This is a genomic window from Vibrio sp. 11-4(1) (assembly GCF_013048625.1).
GTDB lineage: Bacteria > Pseudomonadota > Gammaproteobacteria > Enterobacterales > Vibrionaceae > Vibrio > Vibrio diabolicus.
Window position 1 is genome coordinate 472,201 of the sequence record NZ_VHSY01000001.1, and the last position, 18,667, is coordinate 490,867.

16 protein-coding genes are annotated in these 18,667 nt (G+C 43.5%); 4 read left to right on the forward strand and 12 right to left on the reverse strand.

Annotated features, from left to right (window positions below):
* From FKN16_RS01880 to FKN16_RS01915, 8 genes are all read right to left on the reverse strand, one after another.
* Complete coding sequence (locus FKN16_RS01880; RefSeq protein ID WP_046875880.1) at window positions 1-1,038, reverse strand: DUF2955 domain-containing protein; 1,038 nt, start codon at window positions 1,036-1,038, stop codon at window positions 1-3.
* Window positions 1,039-1,050: 12 nt separating this feature from the next.
* A complete protein-coding gene (locus FKN16_RS01885) occupies window positions 1,051-2,109 on the reverse strand; it encodes an HlyD family secretion protein (protein ID WP_104972361.1) in 1,059 nt (352 codons plus the stop codon).
* Window positions 2,110-2,144: 35 nt separating this feature from the next.
* The gene (locus FKN16_RS01890; RefSeq protein ID WP_005397727.1) at window positions 2,145-2,600 is read right to left on the reverse strand and encodes a MarR family transcriptional regulator; all 456 of its coding nucleotides are present in this window, start codon (window positions 2,598-2,600) and stop codon (window positions 2,145-2,147) included.
* A 300-nt stretch (window positions 2,601-2,900) separates the two neighbouring features.
* On the reverse strand, window positions 2,901-5,477 hold the full coding sequence (gene luxQ, locus FKN16_RS01895) for a quorum-sensing autoinducer 2 sensor kinase/phosphatase LuxQ (protein WP_048624830.1): 2,577 nt from the start codon (window positions 5,475-5,477) through the stop codon (window positions 2,901-2,903).
* Window positions 5,477-6,574: an autoinducer 2-binding periplasmic protein LuxP gene (locus tag FKN16_RS01900; protein WP_005397733.1), complete on the reverse strand. Its 1,098-nt coding sequence runs from the start codon at window positions 6,572-6,574 to the stop codon at window positions 5,477-5,479. Before FKN16_RS01900 ends, luxQ begins: the two co-directional genes overlap by 1 nt.
* Before the next feature lie 320 nt (window positions 6,575-6,894).
* Window positions 6,895-7,215: a GIY-YIG nuclease family protein gene (locus FKN16_RS01905; protein ID WP_012842363.1), complete on the reverse strand. Its 321-nt coding sequence runs from the start codon at window positions 7,213-7,215 to the stop codon at window positions 6,895-6,897.
* A complete protein-coding gene (locus FKN16_RS01910; RefSeq protein WP_104973498.1) occupies window positions 7,212-7,862 on the reverse strand; it encodes a YceH family protein in 651 nt (216 codons plus the stop codon). Before FKN16_RS01910 ends, FKN16_RS01905 begins: the two co-directional genes overlap by 4 nt.
* A 165-nt stretch (window positions 7,863-8,027) precedes the next feature.
* Complete coding sequence (locus FKN16_RS01915) at window positions 8,028-8,231, reverse strand: hypothetical protein (protein ID WP_031780656.1); 204 nt, start codon at window positions 8,229-8,231, stop codon at window positions 8,028-8,030.
* A 241-nt stretch (window positions 8,232-8,472) separates the two neighbouring features.
* On the opposite strand from FKN16_RS01915, the gene FKN16_RS01920 reads away from it, so the two are divergent.
* Both FKN16_RS01920 and FKN16_RS01925 read left to right on the forward strand, forming a co-directional pair.
* Window positions 8,473-8,787 (forward strand): DUF496 family protein, encoded by a 315-nt coding sequence (locus FKN16_RS01920; RefSeq protein WP_005373603.1) that lies wholly within the window; start codon window positions 8,473-8,475, stop codon window positions 8,785-8,787.
* 121 nt (window positions 8,788-8,908) lie between these two features.
* A complete protein-coding gene (locus FKN16_RS01925) occupies window positions 8,909-10,246 on the forward strand; it encodes an MATE family efflux transporter (RefSeq protein ID WP_170901875.1) in 1,338 nt (445 codons plus the stop codon).
* A 62-nt stretch (window positions 10,247-10,308) separates the two neighbouring features.
* Here the strand turns inward: FKN16_RS01925 and FKN16_RS01930 are convergent, their stop codons facing one another.
* Window positions 10,309-12,945, reverse strand: coding sequence for an ATP-binding protein (locus FKN16_RS01930; RefSeq protein ID WP_170901876.1), 2,637 nt, complete (start codon window positions 12,943-12,945; stop codon window positions 10,309-10,311).
* A 616-nt stretch (window positions 12,946-13,561) separates the two neighbouring features.
* Here FKN16_RS01930 and FKN16_RS01935 point away from each other — a divergent pair.
* Window positions 13,562-14,995, forward strand: a complete 1,434-nt coding sequence (locus FKN16_RS01935) for a glyceraldehyde-3-phosphate dehydrogenase (RefSeq protein WP_074190481.1) — start codon at window positions 13,562-13,564, stop codon at window positions 14,993-14,995.
* 240 nt (window positions 14,996-15,235) lie between these two features.
* Complete coding sequence (locus FKN16_RS01940; protein WP_005397748.1) at window positions 15,236-15,457, forward strand: hypothetical protein; 222 nt, start codon at window positions 15,236-15,238, stop codon at window positions 15,455-15,457.
* A gap of 785 nt (window positions 15,458-16,242) precedes the next feature.
* Here the strand turns inward: FKN16_RS01940 and FKN16_RS01945 are convergent.
* The 3 genes from FKN16_RS01945 to FKN16_RS01955 form a co-directional block, all read right to left on the reverse strand.
* Window positions 16,243-16,857 (reverse strand): LysE family translocator, encoded by a 615-nt coding sequence (locus tag FKN16_RS01945; RefSeq protein ID WP_048624827.1) that lies wholly within the window; start codon window positions 16,855-16,857, stop codon window positions 16,243-16,245.
* 95 nt (window positions 16,858-16,952) lie between these two features.
* The gene (locus tag FKN16_RS01950) at window positions 16,953-17,867 is read right to left on the reverse strand and encodes a LysR family transcriptional regulator (protein WP_104972357.1); all 915 of its coding nucleotides are present in this window, start codon (window positions 17,865-17,867) and stop codon (window positions 16,953-16,955) included.
* A 42-nt stretch (window positions 17,868-17,909) separates the two neighbouring features.
* Window positions 17,910-18,365: an Lrp/AsnC family transcriptional regulator gene (locus FKN16_RS01955; RefSeq protein WP_005396378.1), complete on the reverse strand. Its 456-nt coding sequence runs from the start codon at window positions 18,363-18,365 to the stop codon at window positions 17,910-17,912.
* Window positions 18,366-18,667: the final 302 nt, after the last annotated feature.

Sequence of the window (18,667 nt, forward strand, 5' to 3'; positions counted from 1 at the left end):
TTACTGTTGGCTAAAGCGCGTCGCCTCAAAGCTGTTGAGCACTCTGTGCACCGCATAGGTCACGAGCAGAGTGACAACAATAGCAAACAAAATACTACTCACGCGATACAGAGCGCTGAACATTAAATCGCCATCCGGAGTAAGGTATTGGCCAAATAAAATACCTAATGTGGTTAATCCGCCAAATCCGGCTCCTGAACCACTAGACTCTTTTACGTGCATATAGCTGAACATCATCGCGCCAATCCACAGCAATGGGACGATAAACAGCAAGGTATCCGACCAATCGTATAGTACGAGCTGCCCAGCAATACCAAAGGTTACCCCCATCAAGGTCCCCATCGCTCTTTTGCGCGCATACCCTAAAGCACCGTTCCAATGCATAGGAAACAATAAAAGCAAGGTTGTCGCCTGAGCGGACATAGAATCACTGAGGTCAAATAGCTGGAATACAAGGAAAGACATTGTAGCGATACTCGCCCCCATAAGGGCTTCATGACGCATGCGGTGACTCTGTTTAGGCTGAGATGGTTTTGCCGGTGGCTGACGAGGCTCTGCATCAGGGATCAAAAATGTCACGACGTAGGCCACGATCACTGAAATAACATTCGCTTGTAGGTTGCTGAATATCAGATCATTTAAGTCGGTTGTTGGATAACTCGCAAAATGCAGCATGATGCTCAAGCTCAGCACGCTATTTGCCCCAAACAGGAATAAGCTCCCTTTTGACATACAGGCGAACTTATACAAAAACAACCCGAAGGCGATGATCGTCATCATGCCAGGATGTCCACCAAATAGCCCACCAAGAATACCGACCTCTAATCCGCATACGACCGCTGAAAAAATCAGCTGTCGTGCGGCATGCAGGCTCATGACTGGTACCATTCCAAGTAACAACATCGGTGTTACGGTAAAAAATACGCCATAATTCCAGCCAAAGACCTTACATAAGGTGAAGCCAATGGTCGCGCCAGTTGCAATGCGCAAACACTGACGGAAGTCGTTTTCCGACATGGGATGATCCCATAACTTCATATCGCCTCCCCGTTAATAAATGTAATGAAGAAGACTCAAAAATCGGATCTGACATCTCGCTAACCAGCCAGATAATGAGTTTTCTGGCAACAGTTGCACAGTCGCACGTGCCCCGGCCGGAAATGCGCGCTGTTGAGGTTCATCGATAGCTAAATGTAAACGTAAACGCTGCGCGTCTCTCACCCAGCGGTTTGAGTCAGTCGGTGTCGCTAAGCGGCCATCTGCATCAAACTGGCCTGAGCTTACCCCTGCATCCACACTCGTAATACGAGCTTCAAATACATCACCTGGCAAGCTATCAAAGGCCACTAACGCCCGACTGTTCTGATTGAAGTGTCGCAGACTCTTTTCACGAAAGTCGGCAATAATATCCACGTCATCCGAGACTAAAGCCACAAGAGGCGTACCAGCTGCCGCATAGGCACCCGTTTCCAGCTGCAAGTTAGCGACAACGCCATCATGTTCGGCCACTACTTGAGTGTAAGACAGATTAAGTTCCGCTTGTTTTAGCTGGTTTTGTGCCACGCGGATATTTACATTCGTCGCACCTAAATCGCCTCGGTTTACTTCCAACTCTTTTAAACGAGCGCGCGCGGCCAGTAAGTTTGCTCTGGCTGCCGTTGCACTACTTTGTGCGTCGTCACGCTGTTGTTGCGAGGTGCCATTGCGATGAAACAATGTATCAAGACGTTTGGCTTCGCGAACTTTTTGCTCGGCGACAATTTTGCTCGCTTCAACGTCCGCTTTTGCCGCTGCAATAGAGGCATCAAGCTGTTCATTATTTTGAATCACACGCTCAAGGTTAAGTTGAGCCTTTTCTACGGCGAGCTGATAAGGCTGTGGATCAATCTGGAATAGTAGATCGCCTTGGCTTATTTCTTGATTGTTGGCAACATAAAGATGCGTAATCTGTCCACTCACACGGGGAGCTACTTTAGTTACCACTCGCGTTGCCATTGCCTGGGGCGTCAGTGGCATGGCGAGATCTGCGACTAGAAAATAGGCAAAGACAAGGACAAACGCGACGCAAGAATACTTGATCCAACGTGCGAATTTTTGATCTGGAGTCATAGGCGTTTACTTCTCTTTTAATTCGGGTTTCTGACTTATTCGCTAAGTGAATCAAGTGCATTGTGAGCAATCTGATCTAGGATCAATGAAAGCTTTTGAAGCTCTTGGTCATTGATTTCTGTCAGTAGCTTGCTCCGTACTTGAAGAATTCGAGTCTCCATTTGCTTGAGTAGGGTTTTACCTTCTTCTGTAAGGCTAACAATGCGTGCTCGCTTGTCATGCTCACTGCAATGGCGAGTGATCAGAGATTGCTCTTCTAATAGCTTTAATGTGCGCATCAGCGATGCCAACTCAATCTCAAGCGCTTCAGCCAAATGCTTCTGACTAACGTTGTCGCCCATTCGATAAAGTTTCCATAACGCAGTCCAACGCGGGTACGTCAGGTTTAAAGGCTCCAACTCGCGATCTGCAACCATTTTCCACAAACGGGCAACACGAGATAACTTTTCAGCCAGAGAAAGGTCGCGCAAACTGTTGATGTCTTGAATCATAAGATCTACTCAATTACTTAGCTTGCTAAGTAATATAAAATAGTTAGCACGCTAAGTAAATAAGTTTTTGTGATTTAAATCACATAGAATATGCCATTGGGGAACAAGTTTGAGTAACGCAACGTAGTACTTGGGTGAATAGTAGTTATATACGACACTAACGGTGATATCAGCACTCCTGGCTTATCAACAAGTGAAGCATTGAGATACAAAAAAAGCACAACCCTAAGTTATGGCGTTGTGCTTTTCGGTTTAGTGAGCGATTGAATTATCAATTAAGGCTCATAGCGAATGAGTTCATCACGTTCGTTCAATTAAGAATCGCTGCTTGAAGTCAACAAAGGCTTCATGCAGCGCATTTTCTTTAATCGGTTTGAGCAATACGTAATTCGCGCCCGCCTCCATAAACGCATCACTGGTTTCTTTCGCCGTATCGGCAGTACAAGCATAAATTGGCGTGCCTAACTTCAGCTTCTGTCGGATCTCTTTGGTTGTTTCAATTCCTCCAAGATGCGGCAGTTGGTTGTCCATCAAAATCAAATCGTAAGTATGATCTTTTAAGAACTCCATCGCTTCCAATCCATCTTTTGCCCAATCAACCTGCATTTTGTACTTGTTACAAAATGCTTTGAGAATGAAGGCATTAGTATGGTTATCTTCTACCAACAGTACTTTTAGACTCTCTGCGAATAACTCACCAGGTTTAACTCTCAAGCTTGAATCAAGAGGGGTGAGCACTCGCTCACGATCTTTCACTGGCATTGTAATAACAAAGGTCGTGCCTAAACCTTTTTGACTACGTACTTGAACGTCACCTTCCAGCATATCGACGAGGCTTTTCACAATGGTCAGTCCCAAACCACTGCCACCGTATTCTCGAGTGGTCGTTGCTTCCTCTTGAACGAAAGGTTCGAACATTTGGTCGAGCTTATCGGGCTCTATGCCGATGCCCGTATCCGTAATTTCCACTACCAACACACTATTTTCGGCGCCGTAGAACTGCTCTAGTTCCGCATGCAAGCGTACGCTGCCCGAGGGGGTAAACTTAACTGAGTTACTGACTAAGTTGAATAAAATTTGGTTCAGACGAACTTGGTCAGTAAAGATTTCAACATTGGGATCAATCTTGTTTTCAATGACGAGGTTAACGCCTTTATTTTCGCAAATTGGACGATAAATGTTTTCTAACGTTCGAATCGTGTCAGTGAAAGAAAACGGGTGCTTTTGAATATTAAACTTACCCTGCTCAATCTTCGAAAAATCCAAAATATCATTCAAAACAGCAAGTAAGTGCTCACCACTATGTCGAAGTACGTCGATTTGGTTATTCTGTTCTTCCGTTTCGACCGAGTCTTTTAATAATTGAGCAACTCCTAGAATGCCATTGATTGGCGTTCGGATTTCATGGCTCATTTTAGCCAGAAAATCGGCACGTGCTTGGGCGGATTTTTCTGCCTCTTTACGTGCCAAGTTACTTTGTTTTTCCGCTTCAATAAGCGTCGTAATATCCTGACCTTGAACAATGATACCGCTGATATCACCGTCAACTCGAATCGGCGATAAGTTCCAGCGATATACCTTGTCTCCAATTGGTACATTGACGCCAGTTAACGTGGCTCCTTGAGCTGCCATTCGCAGGTGCGGCATCAACTTTTCTTTGAAGCCTTTAAACACTGGGTGCATAGTTTCAATGTCGTTTTCCATGACCAATTCTTTGCGGGCTGCCGGATTGATTTGGATGAGTACGCCAGACTCTGACCACACCATAATCGGCGATAACGCAAAGTTAAACAGATCGCGGAATGAACGCTTTTGCGCTTCCAGCTCTTCAAAGGTGTTTTCTAGTGTCGAACCAATATGATCGAACTCCTCGATATCCGACCCGCCAAACCTTTCGAACCCTTTTTCTTCACGAGCCGAACGAGTGTATGCCATCAACGAGCCAAGCTCTTCGACGACTCGATTCTCAATCCACTCTTTGGTCATCAACGCAATCATCACCATCCCGATAACCGAAGCCAGCATCGCCAAAAGGTGCTGGATTTGCAGCGTCACAACACTCTGATTGTCTTGCACGGTTAGTAAACACAAATCCGTCGTGGCAGCATTGACTTCGATAGGGGTTTTAATGATCAACAACTGGTCAAGCTTTTGCTGAGACTCGCGCCGCTTCAGAACATCAAATATTTTGTACGCTTCATCTCCGACTAGTGAGCTGGCTAGTGGCGTATCGTTGGCCACCAAAACAACATTATCAACGTTCCCTTCGTTTTTTAGTCTTTCCATCAACCCGAAGTTGTTATCTAGAACAACAACATTGTAAGAATACCCCATCACTTCACCGGTTTTAGGTTGTAAAACCGGCACACGACGCAGTAACAGATGGCGAGTTCCCATTGGGGTATGTGAAGGGAGGTAATACCAATTGTTGCTAAAAGTCACTTGGCTCGCGAGGCCATTGAGAATCAAGTTATTGATGCCATAGAAATGCGCATTCCCATCGTCCCAAATAATGCCTTGATGATCGGTGAGAAAGCGAAATTCTGGCGTATGAGAAGGATCACTCTGGTCAATACTCATGAAAAAGTAATTGAGAGCTTCTTCATCCCGTTCTGTATAAAAATCTAAAACAACATCACTCTTCGAGTTGCTGTTGTGATGAATCTGAATCGCAGCAAAATGGCTATCAAAAATATTAAGAATCAGCGCTGACGTCTGTTGCTTAGTTCTATCCACTTCTTGCCAAATAATTTGCTTCGAAAAGTAATAACTCTGAACGAAGATGCCTAAAATGATCGGAGCAAGTACGAGAATGATTATTTTCGTAATAAGCGTCGACAATGAGCGACGCTTTCTTGTTTTTGATGTAGTTGTCATCAATTGTCTGAGTATCTAAATGCGCGTTTTCTTAATGCTTCAATTCTTTCTGGAGAATCAGATTTCGTGACGACTTCAAAATCACCAGAATAAACGGTTGGAACGGGTTTCCCTTCAAGATCCCACTTAATCGCTTCTGCCATTGCAATGCCAGTATCATCGTTCATACGCATAACAGTAACGTCTAACTCCCCTTTCGAAAGCGCTTCTAATTCTGCAGAGCCGCCACCCCAGCCGTTGATCATGACATCTTCACGCCCTAATTCTTTCAGCGCATCAACAGCCCCTAGCGCCACATCTGTAGAACACGCATAAATAAAATCGACGTCAGGATATTTTTCCAAACTCGCTTTTGCTGCTTCATACCCAGACTGCTTTGTCGCTTTGGTATAGTAAGCAGATTGTAGTTCAAAGTTGTTATCACGGTTGACTTGATTGATAAAGGTATTGCCTCTGATATCGCTGATATACCCTTCTGAAAAGTAGAGCACACTATAATGGCTCTGTTTTGGAAAACGCTTACCAAACTCCACTGCAAGCTCACGACTGCCTTCAGCATGATCAAAACCAACATAAAGGAACGGTTGGTGATCCTCCCAATCTCTTACCGGTGTAGTGATATTTTGTAAGATCAACTTGGTTTTCTTTGAGTCTAAGACGTGTTCAACAAACTTACGATGCCTAGTGGTATCGAGAGTGAAAATCAGATAATCGGAGTTGCTCTTCAGCGCTTCCATTAAAGACAAACTTTGTTGCTTAATATCTGCGTTGGGACGGGTAAATACTTGATTAAGTTGATAGTCGATATCGAGTTTATCTAAACGCTGTTCAAATGCGTCGATATTTCGAATCCAATAATCCGAAATCTGTTGGCCTGGATAAACCACAGAAATTTTTAACGGACGTTTTTTGTCTCTTTCAACCGGAACAGGAGTCTCTCGCACGGCGTCAGCCAACGCATTCGTTAACTGCTTCTGTTCTGGAAACTGGTCTAAAAATTCTTGATATGCCCAATACCCATTGAGAACTTGAGTGGCTTGCGCTATCGGCGCGACAGTGGCCATTGACATCAGGGAGAATACTAACGCTTTTTTCATCTACTGCTCTTTTAGCTTTTTATGAGCCTAATTCAGCTCTATTCGTTACCTAGCCGAGTCATCCTTTACTCTTGTAATCTACCTTCCTCTGAGTGCCTGTTTCAATAATAAATTGGTTCTTAGTCTGAGTTGGAACGAATAAACGTTTATTGTGTACCTAATTGCAAGGTCACAAAACATCATTTCTCCTTTTCATACTCTGAGTGTTTAAACAGAACACCAACCCATTATGCGTCAGTTTGTTCTTACATGGTACTCCAAAACTAAAAAGAAACCGCCTCTGTGGACGGTTTCTTTGTTATTCGGCATGTCGCGAACGCTTATTTCGATAAAGCCATTTCTAACATCATCTGCTGATTTTCATCAACGACAATACTTGCTTTTGACGTAACAAGTAGCTCTTTCTTAGCTTTTGTTAGTTGCTTAATATAATACTCAGCCCGCATGGCAAGCGTCTTTGAATCAAAATCCGAAGACCACTCCAATACCAAGGGACCTTTTCCTTTTAAAGCTTTCGCTCCTTTGCCCGTTTGGTGCTGATTGAATCTTCGCTCAACATTGTTTGTGACACCGCAATACAGCGCATTGCGGTTATTTCGTATCAAATAGACACTCCAACGCTGCGCTGTATTTTCAATCATGAAAGTAGTGACTCGACCTTAGCTTTAAGTTCATCGAGCTCTTCTTTAAGCTGAGCAACTTCGAGCTCTAGCTGGCTAACTCGATCAGAATTAGAGCCAGCCGCTGACACTGGCGCTGCGAGCTCAGAGACGTCAACGTCGCCACAGAACAAATGCATATAGCGTGATTCTCGCTTTCCGGCTTCACGTGGTAACTTGACCACTAATGGTCCTTTTTCTTCGCTTGCTAAGTGCTCCAAAACCGTTTCAACTTCTTTGACATCATGAAATGTCGCGAGACGATTGGTACGAGTGCGAATTTCCCCAGGCGTTTGAGCACCACGCAAAAGCATACAGCACACGATTCCCTTCTCTTGTTCTGTCAGTTTTAAATCACCAAACTCCGTATTACAGAAACGGTGCTGATACTTGCTAACACGGCTGTTAAACGCACTTTCGTCACTGACGAGCCTACGCTCAATTAGAGCATCAACGGCATCGAGAACGTCTGACTCAGAGAGCGACATTACGGGATCACGGTTGCTTTTTTGATTACACGCGTTGGTTAAAGCGTTTAGGCTGAGGGGGTAAAGATCTGGGGTGGTGACTTCTTTTTCGATCAAGCAACCAATGACTCGTGCTTCAATTGCCGTTAGCTCAACTTTCATAATGCATTTCCTTATTATTTTTGCATTTGACTTGGTACCTAAATCGCTTCGAAATCATGCATCATACATTGGCAAAGAGATGCAAGAAGCGTTAACGATTCAGGTGTCGGTGTCAGGCTAAAGCATAGCGCAAGACCTGGCACCCTTTGCGAATCGGGTCAGGTATCAATGCTCCGAGAGAATTGGCACTTTCGTCAAGTTGCCATCTTGATCAACCATCATTATTTTTGAACGATTCAGCTCAACTTCGATGATTTCGAGTTGCTCGCGAGCGTTGATATACGCTGTTTTTAACTTTTCAGCCACAGAGCGAGTGGCTTGCTCATTATCTTGACTACTTACTTGCTCCGCAGTGTTCCCAGAGTCCATATCAAGTTCATCATTTTGCATTCAATGGTGTTGATAATATAGTGAAGGCCACGTTATGACAATGAATCGATGGATTCTACGATGTTGCCCAAAACTCGATTAAAGAAGCGTGATTATGTGGACACATCGCAATTGGTTGAGAAATGTTCAACTCTGCATTGTGATTGATCTAAAGACTGTTATGCCACTGGATGTTGTGCTTTAATCGAGGGAGATATTCATAAAATTAGGAAAGAGAACTATGAGTAGCGTATTTGAAATCGTTAACCAAGCTCGTCGTAAAAACAAACTAAAACGTGAGCTGCTTGATAACGAAAAGAAAGTTCGTGATAACCGCAAACGTGTTGACCTTCTAGAAAACCTTCTAGATTACATCAAACCAGAAATGACTCACGATGAAATCGTCGCAATCATCAAAAATATGAAAGCAGACTACGAAGATCGTGTTGATGACCACATCATCAAAAGTGCAGAAATCTCTAAAGCACGTCGTGACATCAGCCGTCGTATTCGCGAACTGACTGAAGAAGACAAGCAAACTAGCGGCAAAAAATAAACGCTTAAGCTAGATTTTCCAACCCCGAGTAAGGCTACCTTACTCGGGGTTTATTTTTGTCTCTAAACTAAGCGCCGTGTACAATCAATCCAACTCTTATTCCTAACGCATTCAGCTTTCTATGTCCTCAACTACGACAAGTACACAACCAACACTTGCAAAACAATTATTTACGATGACTTGGCCAATGCTATTTGGCGTTCTATCTTTAATGAGCTTTCAGCTTGTAGATAGTGCGTTTATCGGTCAGCTCGGCGTTTTACCTTTGGCCGCTCAAGGTTTTACTCTTCCGTTGCAAATGGTCATTATCGGCATTCAAGTCGGTTTAGGTATCGCCACGACTGCTGTCATTTCTAAAGCGCTTGGTGCGAATGAAAGTCGTTATGCCAAACAGCTCGGTGGCTTAGTTTTGATGATTGGCTCAATCGGTGTAGCCGTTTTTGGAGGTCTAATTTGGCTTTTGCGCTACCCCATTTTATCTCTATTAAGTGCTCCAGAGTCTGTGATGCCAATTATCGACAGCTACTGGCCTTGGTGGCTGCTAAGTTCATGGACTGGCGCGGTTTTATATTTTTACTACAGTATTTGCCGAGCTAACGGCAACACCATGTTGCCTGGCACAATGATGATGGTGACCAGCGGTGTGAACCTTGTGCTCGATCCACTATTTATTTTCACGTTTGACTTGGGTATTAACGGGGCCGCAATAGCAACCATCGTTGCTTTTGGGTTTGGTATTTTAGTCGTCGCGCCTCGCGTAAAGAAGAATCACTGGGCAACAGCACAATGGCAAGACCTCAACGTAACTAAAAGTGTTGCGTCTATCGGTAACATCATGGGACCTGCGATGATCAGCCAACTGCTGCCTCCGTTGTCGTCCATGTTAGCAACAAAGTTGTTGGCAAGCTTCGGGACCGCAGCAGTCGCCGCTTGGGCGCTCGGTTCACGCTACGAATTCTTTGCTATCGTTTCGGTGTTAGCGCTGACAATGTCTATGCCCCCAATGGTCGGGCGCTTACTTGGCGCAAAGAACTACCAAGATATCCAATCGCTAGTCAGTATTGCCGTAAAATTCATTCTGGGCTTTCAACTTTTGATCGCAGCCATTACGTTTGCCGTCGCAAACCCACTTGCACTACTGATGACCAGCGATGTTCAAGTAGAGCAAGTATTAGAAATGCATTTGCTGATTGTTCCCATCAGCTTAGGTTCACTAGGTGTATGTATGTTGATGGTTTCCCTTTGCAATGCATTAGGTAAGTCTTACACCGCGCTCACCATTTCAGCGCTACGCTTGTTCGTCTTTTTCCTTCCTTGCTTATGGGTTGGCGCTCAAATGGGGGGAATCCGAGGTCTACTTTTAGGCGCTTGTATCGGCAACATTCTGGCGGGCATTTCCGCTTACCTAACCTATCGACAAACCATACGTAAACTCGCTGGCGCTCAAGCAAACGCATGACAATGCATGGTTAAAATAAAGCCCCTTTGATTGGGGCTTTATCGTCTTGAAATGTTATCGATTTAGGCGAGTTTTAATTCATTAAAGAGCTCAAATAGCTGATTCGATTTATAAGGCTTAGGTAAATAAGCATCCATACCTGCAGCAAAACAGTTGTGAATGTCTTCTTCCAAAACACTCGCGGTGAGCGCAATAATGGTCGTTTTCTCACGCCCTGATTTCTTTTCCCAACGACGAATTTCTTTCGTCGCGGTCAGTCCATCCATCACAGGCATCATACAATCCATTAAAATTGCATCGAATTCTTCTCCCTTTGTGATGGCTTCCAACGCTTCTTGTCCATTGCTTGTTATCAAATAGTCATACCCTGCTTTATCCAGAAAGAAACTCGCGATTTTCTGATTCATCAAGTTATCCTCCGCGATTAAGATCCTCCTGTGAGAGCGCGACGTTCGATATTCAGACTTTGGAACACCATTAGTGACAGCGTCACTTGAAATGGTTTTTTCTACCTTCGCTAAGTCGTCAATGACATGCTTAAATCGATTGCCAAGAAAAGGCAATGTGAGTACAGCATGTACTCTTTCTGCATTGTCGTAGGGAGTGGATAGATGATGCTGACAAATAATCACACGACGAAGATCATATTTGAGTGACAATTCATCTAAGGCTTCATCCGTATTGGAGTCGTCACTATGGCACAGAAATATGACATCAAAGTCATCGTTTATTGCTTTTACTTCATTAACATTATTCGCACCAAAGAGATTAATTTTTGCTAATCGACACTCTTTCAAAAGTTGATCAGCGTAATCGTAATTTGTGCAGATCAAGAGCCCTTTATTTATCACGTCCGAGCGCCAGCCAAACACCGGAATAACATCAACCTCAATAGAGAATTCAAAGCATGTGCCCACTCCTTTTGTGGATGTCGCTATAAGCTGCCCTCCCATCATGGATACCAGTTGACGACAAATTGCCAATCCCAGTCCCGTTCCGCCGAACTGCCTCGACACCCCTTCATCTTCCTGAGTAAAGGGTTCAAAAATCGTCGTTAACTTATCTTGTTCAATGCCTATCCCGGTATCTTCGATTTTAAACATCAGCACTCCGCACTCTTTCTCCGGTAACTCGTCATAACTGACATCAACACGTATATGACCGCTTTCGGTAAACTTGACCGCATTCGATACCAGATTCGTGATAACCTGCTTGATGCGATGATCATCAACCATCACTCGAGTTGGAATGTTTTCAGCTAAGTTAATCCCCAACTCTAGCTGTTTAGATGTGGCTTTGGATTGAAATAAAACCATCGACTGGTACACCACCTCTCGGATATCGGCCTCGACTAACGACAACTCCAGTCGACCAGATTCGATTTTAGAAAGATCCAAAATATCGTTAAGCAAGGTAAGTAATGTTTGAGATGAAGAGTCAATGTCATCAACGACTTCTTGTTGATGGGAAGATAACTCACTTTGAGAGAGTATCTCCGTCATGCCCATAATACCGTTTAGGGGGGTACGTATTTCATGCGACATGTTGGCAAGAAATACTGATTTAGCGCGATTAGCAGACACTGCTGACTCTTTAGCATGGAGTATTTCGTCTGTTTGTCTCTGCTTTTCTTCAACCACTCGATTCACTTGCTGAGCGAAAATCGTCAGTTCATCACTGCCATCGACTTTGACTTTCGTCTGTTTCTCTTCATCGTTGATCAGCGCCGTTAAGGTATGAATAATCGCATCTAGTTTGCTATTAACCCGAAACCAAGTGCCAAAGCCAAGCCAGCAAAGCATGACGATAACCAAAACAACGCCAGAGGTAATCATCGCAATATTGGTCTTTTGTTCATGAACTTGTGTTAGGAGCGACTGCTCTGTTTGTTTCGTGAACCCATCAATGAGTACTTGCAAGCGTTGCACACGGAAATCGAGTTCTCTCAAATACGCTTCATAGTCACTACGTGACATGTCCCCTGACATTAATCGCCCACGAGATGCCAAATTTCTCTGATATCTCGGCGACGTAAACAAGCCTAGCAATTTATCAACTTGATCGTATGACCCTCCTAAATTTAAAAACGCATCCAAATTTTGCTGCTGTCGATCAATAGCCTGAAAAAACAGGCTCTGACTCAACCGACTCTTAGGATCTTGAACTAGGCGATGCGTCAACCATGCTTCTTTCTGTGTCCAAAAAGACAGCTGAGCAAGGTAAGCAATAAAATTCTGCATTCGAATGCCGTCCTCACTACCATACCACTGATGATTTTGTAGCAAAGAGCGCGACATATTTTGAAGCAGTTGAAATGCCCAATCGCCCAGGTCATCCATCTCGTCCAACCTACCTGATAATACCCCTAGCATGGCCTCTTTCAGCTCATCAGCATATTCAGCGGTATTGGGGTTACTGACGAATTTTTGATGCATGGAAGAAATAACACCGTTTTGTTCTTCTATATTAAGTGCAGCTGATGCTTGAAGCGTAGGCTGGCGGCGTGCTTTCTCTATGGAGTAAATAAAATGAGAGGCTTGGGATATCAACTGGAAACCTTGGATATTGATTACCGTTTGATTGAGACGGCTTACGCGCAACGCATTGTCAGAAAACTGCTGAACTGCAAAAACCACTATCACCACCGTGGGTAATAGTGCGAGGAGTGCTAAGCGTGTTTTTATTGATAATCTCAACATCCATCAGCCCAATGGTTGATCTCATCCGATTATTTAATACTAGACTAGTTTCTAGCATTGAAAGGCATATAAGACATGGTTACTTTAAAACAACATTCACCTACCAAAGCCATGGTCTTTCTGCTTATTTCGCCATCGGCCGATGAAATGGTAATTGTGACTCGAATCATACTTTTTGATCTTCAAGCTGAGTACAAACAGTGAAGTTTCACTCATACCTAAGATGCACATCACTTTTCATAAAATTCCAAACCATATGTTCACCTATTTCGTTGCCTTATCGAGACAAATCACACAAAAATGCAAACGAATTCACAGTGACAACAAAACTAATTTGAAAACACACATTATCATCGCGAAAAAAGTGGATGACTTTTTAAATGTCAATACGTGAAAACCACCGCTTTAGTCACATTAATTCACCACTAACACGACCTTAACTAGTGTTTTACACTGGATTTAATTTTCCTAGCAGAATAAGGGCTCCGACCTTAGAATCCGCACACATAACTATTACAACCCGATTACATAACCCACCACACTCTTGCACGCTGCCGAAGAGGCAACAGCAGAGAGTATGGTTAGCCCCCAAAAACGTGAAAGGTCTAATACAACAATGAGTCCAGAGAAATATCTCCAAGACTGGCAAACTAGCCAAACGATTGCTGAATCTATTTCCCCTCTAATTGGTAAGCTATATCGTCAAAAAGGAATCGAAGTGGTTCTGTTTGGTAAAACGCTTATCAATGCTACTACTATAGACATTCTCAAAACTCATCGCGTTGCAAGACGTTATACAGGCAGCCCACTCTCACTTGAGCACACAATGCCTATCATTCAAGCGCTATGTGAAATGAGCATTTCTTCGTGTCGTGTCGATGTTGGCCAATTGGCAACTAAGTACTGGAATGAGCATGACGATACTGCGTCTCTAAATGATTTCCTTATCACTGCACTTGATGGCGCACGCGATGCAGACTCTTCATTGAAAGCGCGTGATGTAGTTCTTTACGGTTTTGGTCGCATTGGTCGACTACTAACTCGCCTTCTGATCGAGAAAAGTGGCCCAGGTTACCCACTACGACTACGAGCGATTGTGGTTCGTGGCGGTAAAAAAGGCGATTTAGAGAAGCGTGCTAGCTTACTGCGTCGTGACTCAGTCCATGGTCAGTTCAACGGTAGCATCGTGATCGATGAGGAACGTAAAGCTCTGATCGTTAACGGTAACTACATCCAAATCATCTACGCAAACAATCCAAGCGAAGTAGACTACTCTGCTTACGGTATTAACAACGCGCTTGTTGTTGATAACACAGGTGTTTGGCGTGATTCTGAAGGCCTAAGCCAACACTTAGCGTGTCAAGGTGCAGAGAAAGTGCTGCTAACGGCACCAGGTAAAGGCGATATCAAAAACGTTGTATTCGGTGTAAATGAATCAGTTATTCAAGAAAATGACACCATCATCTCTGCAGCGAGCTGTACCACAAACGCAATCACGCCGGTTCTTAAAGCGCTGAATGATAAATATGGTGTCCTTTCTGGTCACATCGAAACCGTGCACTCATACACAAACGACCAAAACTTGATCGACAACTTCCACTCTGGTGACCGCCGTGGACGTAGTGCTTCTCTGAACATGGTTCTAACTTCAACTGGCGCAGCTAAAGCAGTAGCAAAAGCACTGCCAGAGCTAGCTGGTAAGCTAACAGGTAACGCAATTCGCGTACCGACACCAAACGTTTCGATGGCAGTCGCTAACCTAAACTTAGGTGAAGACGTAGACCGTGATTCACTGAACGATTACTTGCGTGAAATGGCGTTGAACTCTGAGCTTTCGGCACAGATTGACTACACCGATTCAACAGAAATTGTATCAACTGACTTAGTTGGTTCTCGCCATGCAGGCGTCGTGGATGGTCAAGCGACTATCGCACAAGACAAACGTTGCGTACTTTACATCTGGTACGACAACGAATTCGGTTACAGCTGCCAAGTTGTGCACTGTATGGAACAAATGATGGGTGTTCGTTACCAAACATTCCCTCGATAGGTGAACTTTGCTCCACAACGTTAACCACATAGCGTAACGGACAATATCTCATATTTGTTCTAAATAATAAGCGCGAAGCGCATTACTAATATTTTTCCCCGTTTATACGCCTGATCACCCTCAGGCGTTTTTTCATTTCGCTCATTTGACACTCTCCGGACAAAGTGAAGACTATCATTCATGTTTTGTTCATGTTCACAGCATTAATCTGAACACATAAATTACAGAGAGGTCATGATTATGAATCGGATTATTGTTACCGCACTGGCACTGATTACGGGCTTTTTTACATTAGTATTTAGCTTGATCATTGCGATTCCGTTGACCATCGCAGCATTAATTACAGGCAAACGTATTGAGAAGCGCGTGAAGAAAATGCAGAAAGAAATGCATGAAGAGTATGAATTCAATACTGGTAAAGCCGATGCTATTGAAGGTGAGTTCGAAGAGGTTCGCCGATAAGTAAATAGAATTTATATAAGTTTCTCTCCCCCGACAGCTCCTGAGAAACTTCTTGCTTTCACCCTGTCTTTACAATGGCAGGGTGCTTTTTTTTGAAAAGCACAACGTCAAATAAGCAACTAGCGGCTTATTGTTTTATCTTTGTGTTGTGAGAGGCTGTGTAGCCAGCCTCCCACAAATCACCATCAACACCAGAGTATGGGTTAGATTCTTTCGGGGTCCCATTTTGGCAAGCTTCTCTGCCTTCTCTCTTTATTTCTTCTATGTGATTTAAAACGAAGTCAAAGTGCTGAGGATCAACCTTTTGTAGTAGCGCGTACAAAAGCCCAAAACCAAGCATCGTGAATACAAACAGTTCAAAAAATACCCATATGCTCTTTGTTGAAAGGAATATCCAAGCAACGCTGCAAACACTGGTCAAAATTACTACTAGAGCTAGATTTACTATTCTTTGCATATTGCTCTCTCACCTTCTAAACGGTCATGAAGTCTCTACCCCTTTCATAGGATAAGTAAGAGGAAAGTCCGTTTTACCCAATAAAGCATTCTCGACTTAATATGCGACACTGTTAGTATTAACGTTAAGTGGCTCTCGTTCTAATTATAACAGTGCGTTGGAAAGCTGCGCTTACTACAAATGATAATGTGAACCAAAGTAACACTATTGATAGTATTAACTTTAGCAGCATTTGGCGTCAAGATTACGTAAATTATATGAGGGTTTACTGAGAGCAGAAAAAGGCAGCCATCCGGGCTGCCTTTAATATTTTGTTGTCTTTGCAAATTTATACGGTTACGACCACTCGAAGTGCCAATAGCATGAGAACAATCCCTGACAAACGATCAATTAACACTGCTTTAGAACGAATTCTGTCCACCACTTTAGAGCTTGATAACACTAGGGTGATAAAGGTATACCAAAGCCCGTCCACAACAAATGGTGTAGCAACAATGATCATTTGATTGCTCAAATCATTACCTAGCGCTACAAACTGACTGAATAATGCGATAAAAAACAAAGCAATTTTAGGACTTAAAATCGAGATAAAAAAACCTTCTCGAGCAGACTGGCTTACCGTTGTTTCCTCGCCTGACTCCAACTTCGCCGCCACACCGCCTTTCGAACGCAGCGCATTGAACCCTAAATATGCAAGATATGCCGCGCCTGCAAGGCTGATCGTCTTGAACAACATCGGGCTTTGCTGCAAAACAACAGCGAGGCCAATCAGCGTGATAAAGGCATAAACGCCAATTCCAAAAGCGTGTGCCCAAGCCGTTGCCAAACCATTGATGCGTCCACCAGCCAAAGCATGTTTTGCCACAATTGCTAGGCTAGGCCCAGGTGACATAGCGCCGAGTAAACACACGGTAAAAAGTGATAACCAAACTGTTAGTGTCATAAATAACCTCTCTCCATTTGAACTCAATCTATCAATTGAAGAGCTATAATTTGAAATAAAAGTTTCGCATAAAAGTCATGATTTAAAATCATAACTTAATGGATGGAGTATTCCGATATTTTCATCACCGCGTGGATTTGCTCTCGCACCCACTGATGAGCTGGATCATTGTCGTATTTAGGATGCCACATCAGCCAGTATTCATGGGTAGGTGTCTCAAAAGGAAGCGCTTTATGAACCAAAGGCCAGTGCTTGGCCAAATTATTTGCAATGTGCTCCGGAACTACCATCAAGTGGTCACTTGAGACCAAACGATTTACCGCCGCAGAGAAAAAAGGCACTTTAAAGGTAACATGACGCATCAGCCCCCTGTCTTTTAGTGCCATATCAGTACTTGAGTCTTTGTCTCCCCCACCCGTCACTTGAATATGCGAATGACTGATGAGGTCCTCTATAGAAATCGAAGCCTTACCAGCTAAAGGGTGAGACGCCTTCATCAAACAAACTGACTTATCAGAACCAATATTGATGCTAGATACACCTTCAGGCTGAGTGGGATACATAGAAGAAGCAAGATGGATTCCTAACTCGTGAAGCTTATCGATAAAATCTAGTTGCCACAGTCGATACGCCAAATCCAATTGTGGTGCTTGTTCACCTAAGTGAGATGCAATATCGGGCAAAACGTATTGTGCCACGTAATCACTTGAGGCAATAACCAGCTCGCCTTGCCACAGTTGCGGCTCAAAAGGTTTGTCATCGAGTAAATGGTCAAACTCAGCCAGTAACGCATCAAGCTTTGATTTTAATGCTATTGCTCGCGGGGTTGGTATCAGCTGATTACCTTGACGAATAAGCAGTGGGTCACCACACAGATCGCGCAATTGTGCAAGCTGTCGGCTAACCGCAGACTGAGTAATGTGCAAACGTTCTGCAGTTCGGCTGACATGACACTCTTCTAAAAGTACATGCAAGGACCTAAGTAGATTCAAATTGATGTTGTTTAACATACCGGCTCAAGAAGGTTTAATAAATAATGGCACCCATGATGCTTATTTCACAAACTGGTTGCCAGTCGTATTAAAGAACTCAGCTAAAACGGTATGAGTCATGAGGTGCCTTAGCTCTGGGTAACGTTGAATTTGATCTCTGATTTCGTTCAAACGAGTCATCGTAGGTACTTCGACAAAAACCATCATATCCGTTTCACCACTGATTGCATGGCACCATTTTACGCCATCGATTTTGTATAGTTCGTCGGCATATGATTCGCAATAATACGTGGATGTAGATTTATCGAACTTTAGAGCAAAATAAGCACAAATCGAGTCCCCGCCTGAAGAGGCAATTTCAGCGTGATACCCGAGAATCACTTTGTCATGTTCTAGCTTACGAATACGAGCCGTCACCGCAGAACGAGAAAGGTTCACTTTATCCGCAATTTCAGTCACCGACAGCCGAGCGTTGTGTCGGAGAAGATCCACAATCTTGTGATCAAACTTGTCCATATACTTACCAAGCTTTCCTTATTTTTCTCATTCTATACCGATTCTAACTGCATAAGAAACCAACATTTTGTTGGAAATATTTAAAACAACCGTCATATTGACGGTTCAGTAAATCATTTTGTTATTAAGATTTTGGATATGCTATTTGGTAAGCATGAGATGAGCACCGTTATCCATTCAAATAAAAGAGCGATAACGCATTGAAATCAAATACGCTTCTTATGCACTCAGCGCACTAGCGGGCTCATTAAACTCCAATAAATGAGATAATTAGAAGCCACAAGCGTTTTCGTCATAAGTCC

Excerpts from the sequence above, each read along its gene's own strand:
- luxQ (WP_048624830.1), bottom strand. The coding sequence starts at position 5,477 with ATGACAACTACATCAAAAACAAGAAAGCGTCGCTCATTGTCGACGCTT.
- FKN16_RS01925 (WP_170901875.1), top strand. The coding sequence starts at position 8,909 with ATGTCCTCAACTACGACAAGTACACAACCAACACTTGCAAAACAATTA.
- FKN16_RS01905 (WP_012842363.1), bottom strand. The coding sequence starts at position 7,215 with ATGATTGAAAATACAGCGCAGCGTTGGAGTGTCTATTTGATACGAAAT.
- FKN16_RS01945 (WP_048624827.1), bottom strand. The coding sequence starts at position 16,857 with ATGACACTAACAGTTTGGTTATCACTTTTTACCGTGTGTTTACTCGGC.
- FKN16_RS01935 (WP_074190481.1), top strand. The coding sequence starts at position 13,562 with ATGAGTCCAGAGAAATATCTCCAAGACTGGCAAACTAGCCAAACGATT.
- FKN16_RS01885 (WP_104972361.1), bottom strand. The coding sequence starts at position 2,109 with ATGACTCCAGATCAAAAATTCGCACGTTGGATCAAGTATTCTTGCGTC.
- FKN16_RS01930 (WP_170901876.1), bottom strand. The coding sequence starts at position 12,945 with ATGTTGAGATTATCAATAAAAACACGCTTAGCACTCCTCGCACTATTA.
- FKN16_RS01955 (WP_005396378.1), bottom strand. The coding sequence starts at position 18,365 with ATGGACAAGTTTGATCACAAGATTGTGGATCTTCTCCGACACAACGCT.
- FKN16_RS01920 (WP_005373603.1), top strand. The coding sequence starts at position 8,473 with ATGAGTAGCGTATTTGAAATCGTTAACCAAGCTCGTCGTAAAAACAAA.
- FKN16_RS01900 (WP_005397733.1), bottom strand. The coding sequence starts at position 6,574 with ATGAAAAAAGCGTTAGTATTCTCCCTGATGTCAATGGCCACTGTCGCG.
- FKN16_RS01890 (WP_005397727.1), bottom strand. The coding sequence starts at position 2,600 with ATGATTCAAGACATCAACAGTTTGCGCGACCTTTCTCTGGCTGAAAAG.
- FKN16_RS01880 (WP_046875880.1), bottom strand. The coding sequence starts at position 1,038 with ATGAAGTTATGGGATCATCCCATGTCGGAAAACGACTTCCGTCAGTGT.
- FKN16_RS01940 (WP_005397748.1), top strand. The coding sequence starts at position 15,236 with ATGAATCGGATTATTGTTACCGCACTGGCACTGATTACGGGCTTTTTT.
- FKN16_RS01910 (WP_104973498.1), bottom strand. The coding sequence starts at position 7,862 with ATGAAAGTTGAGCTAACGGCAATTGAAGCACGAGTCATTGGTTGCTTG.
- FKN16_RS01915 (WP_031780656.1), bottom strand. The coding sequence starts at position 8,231 with ATGGACTCTGGGAACACTGCGGAGCAAGTAAGTAGTCAAGATAATGAG.
- FKN16_RS01950 (WP_104972357.1), bottom strand. The coding sequence starts at position 17,867 with ATGTTAAACAACATCAATTTGAATCTACTTAGGTCCTTGCATGTACTT.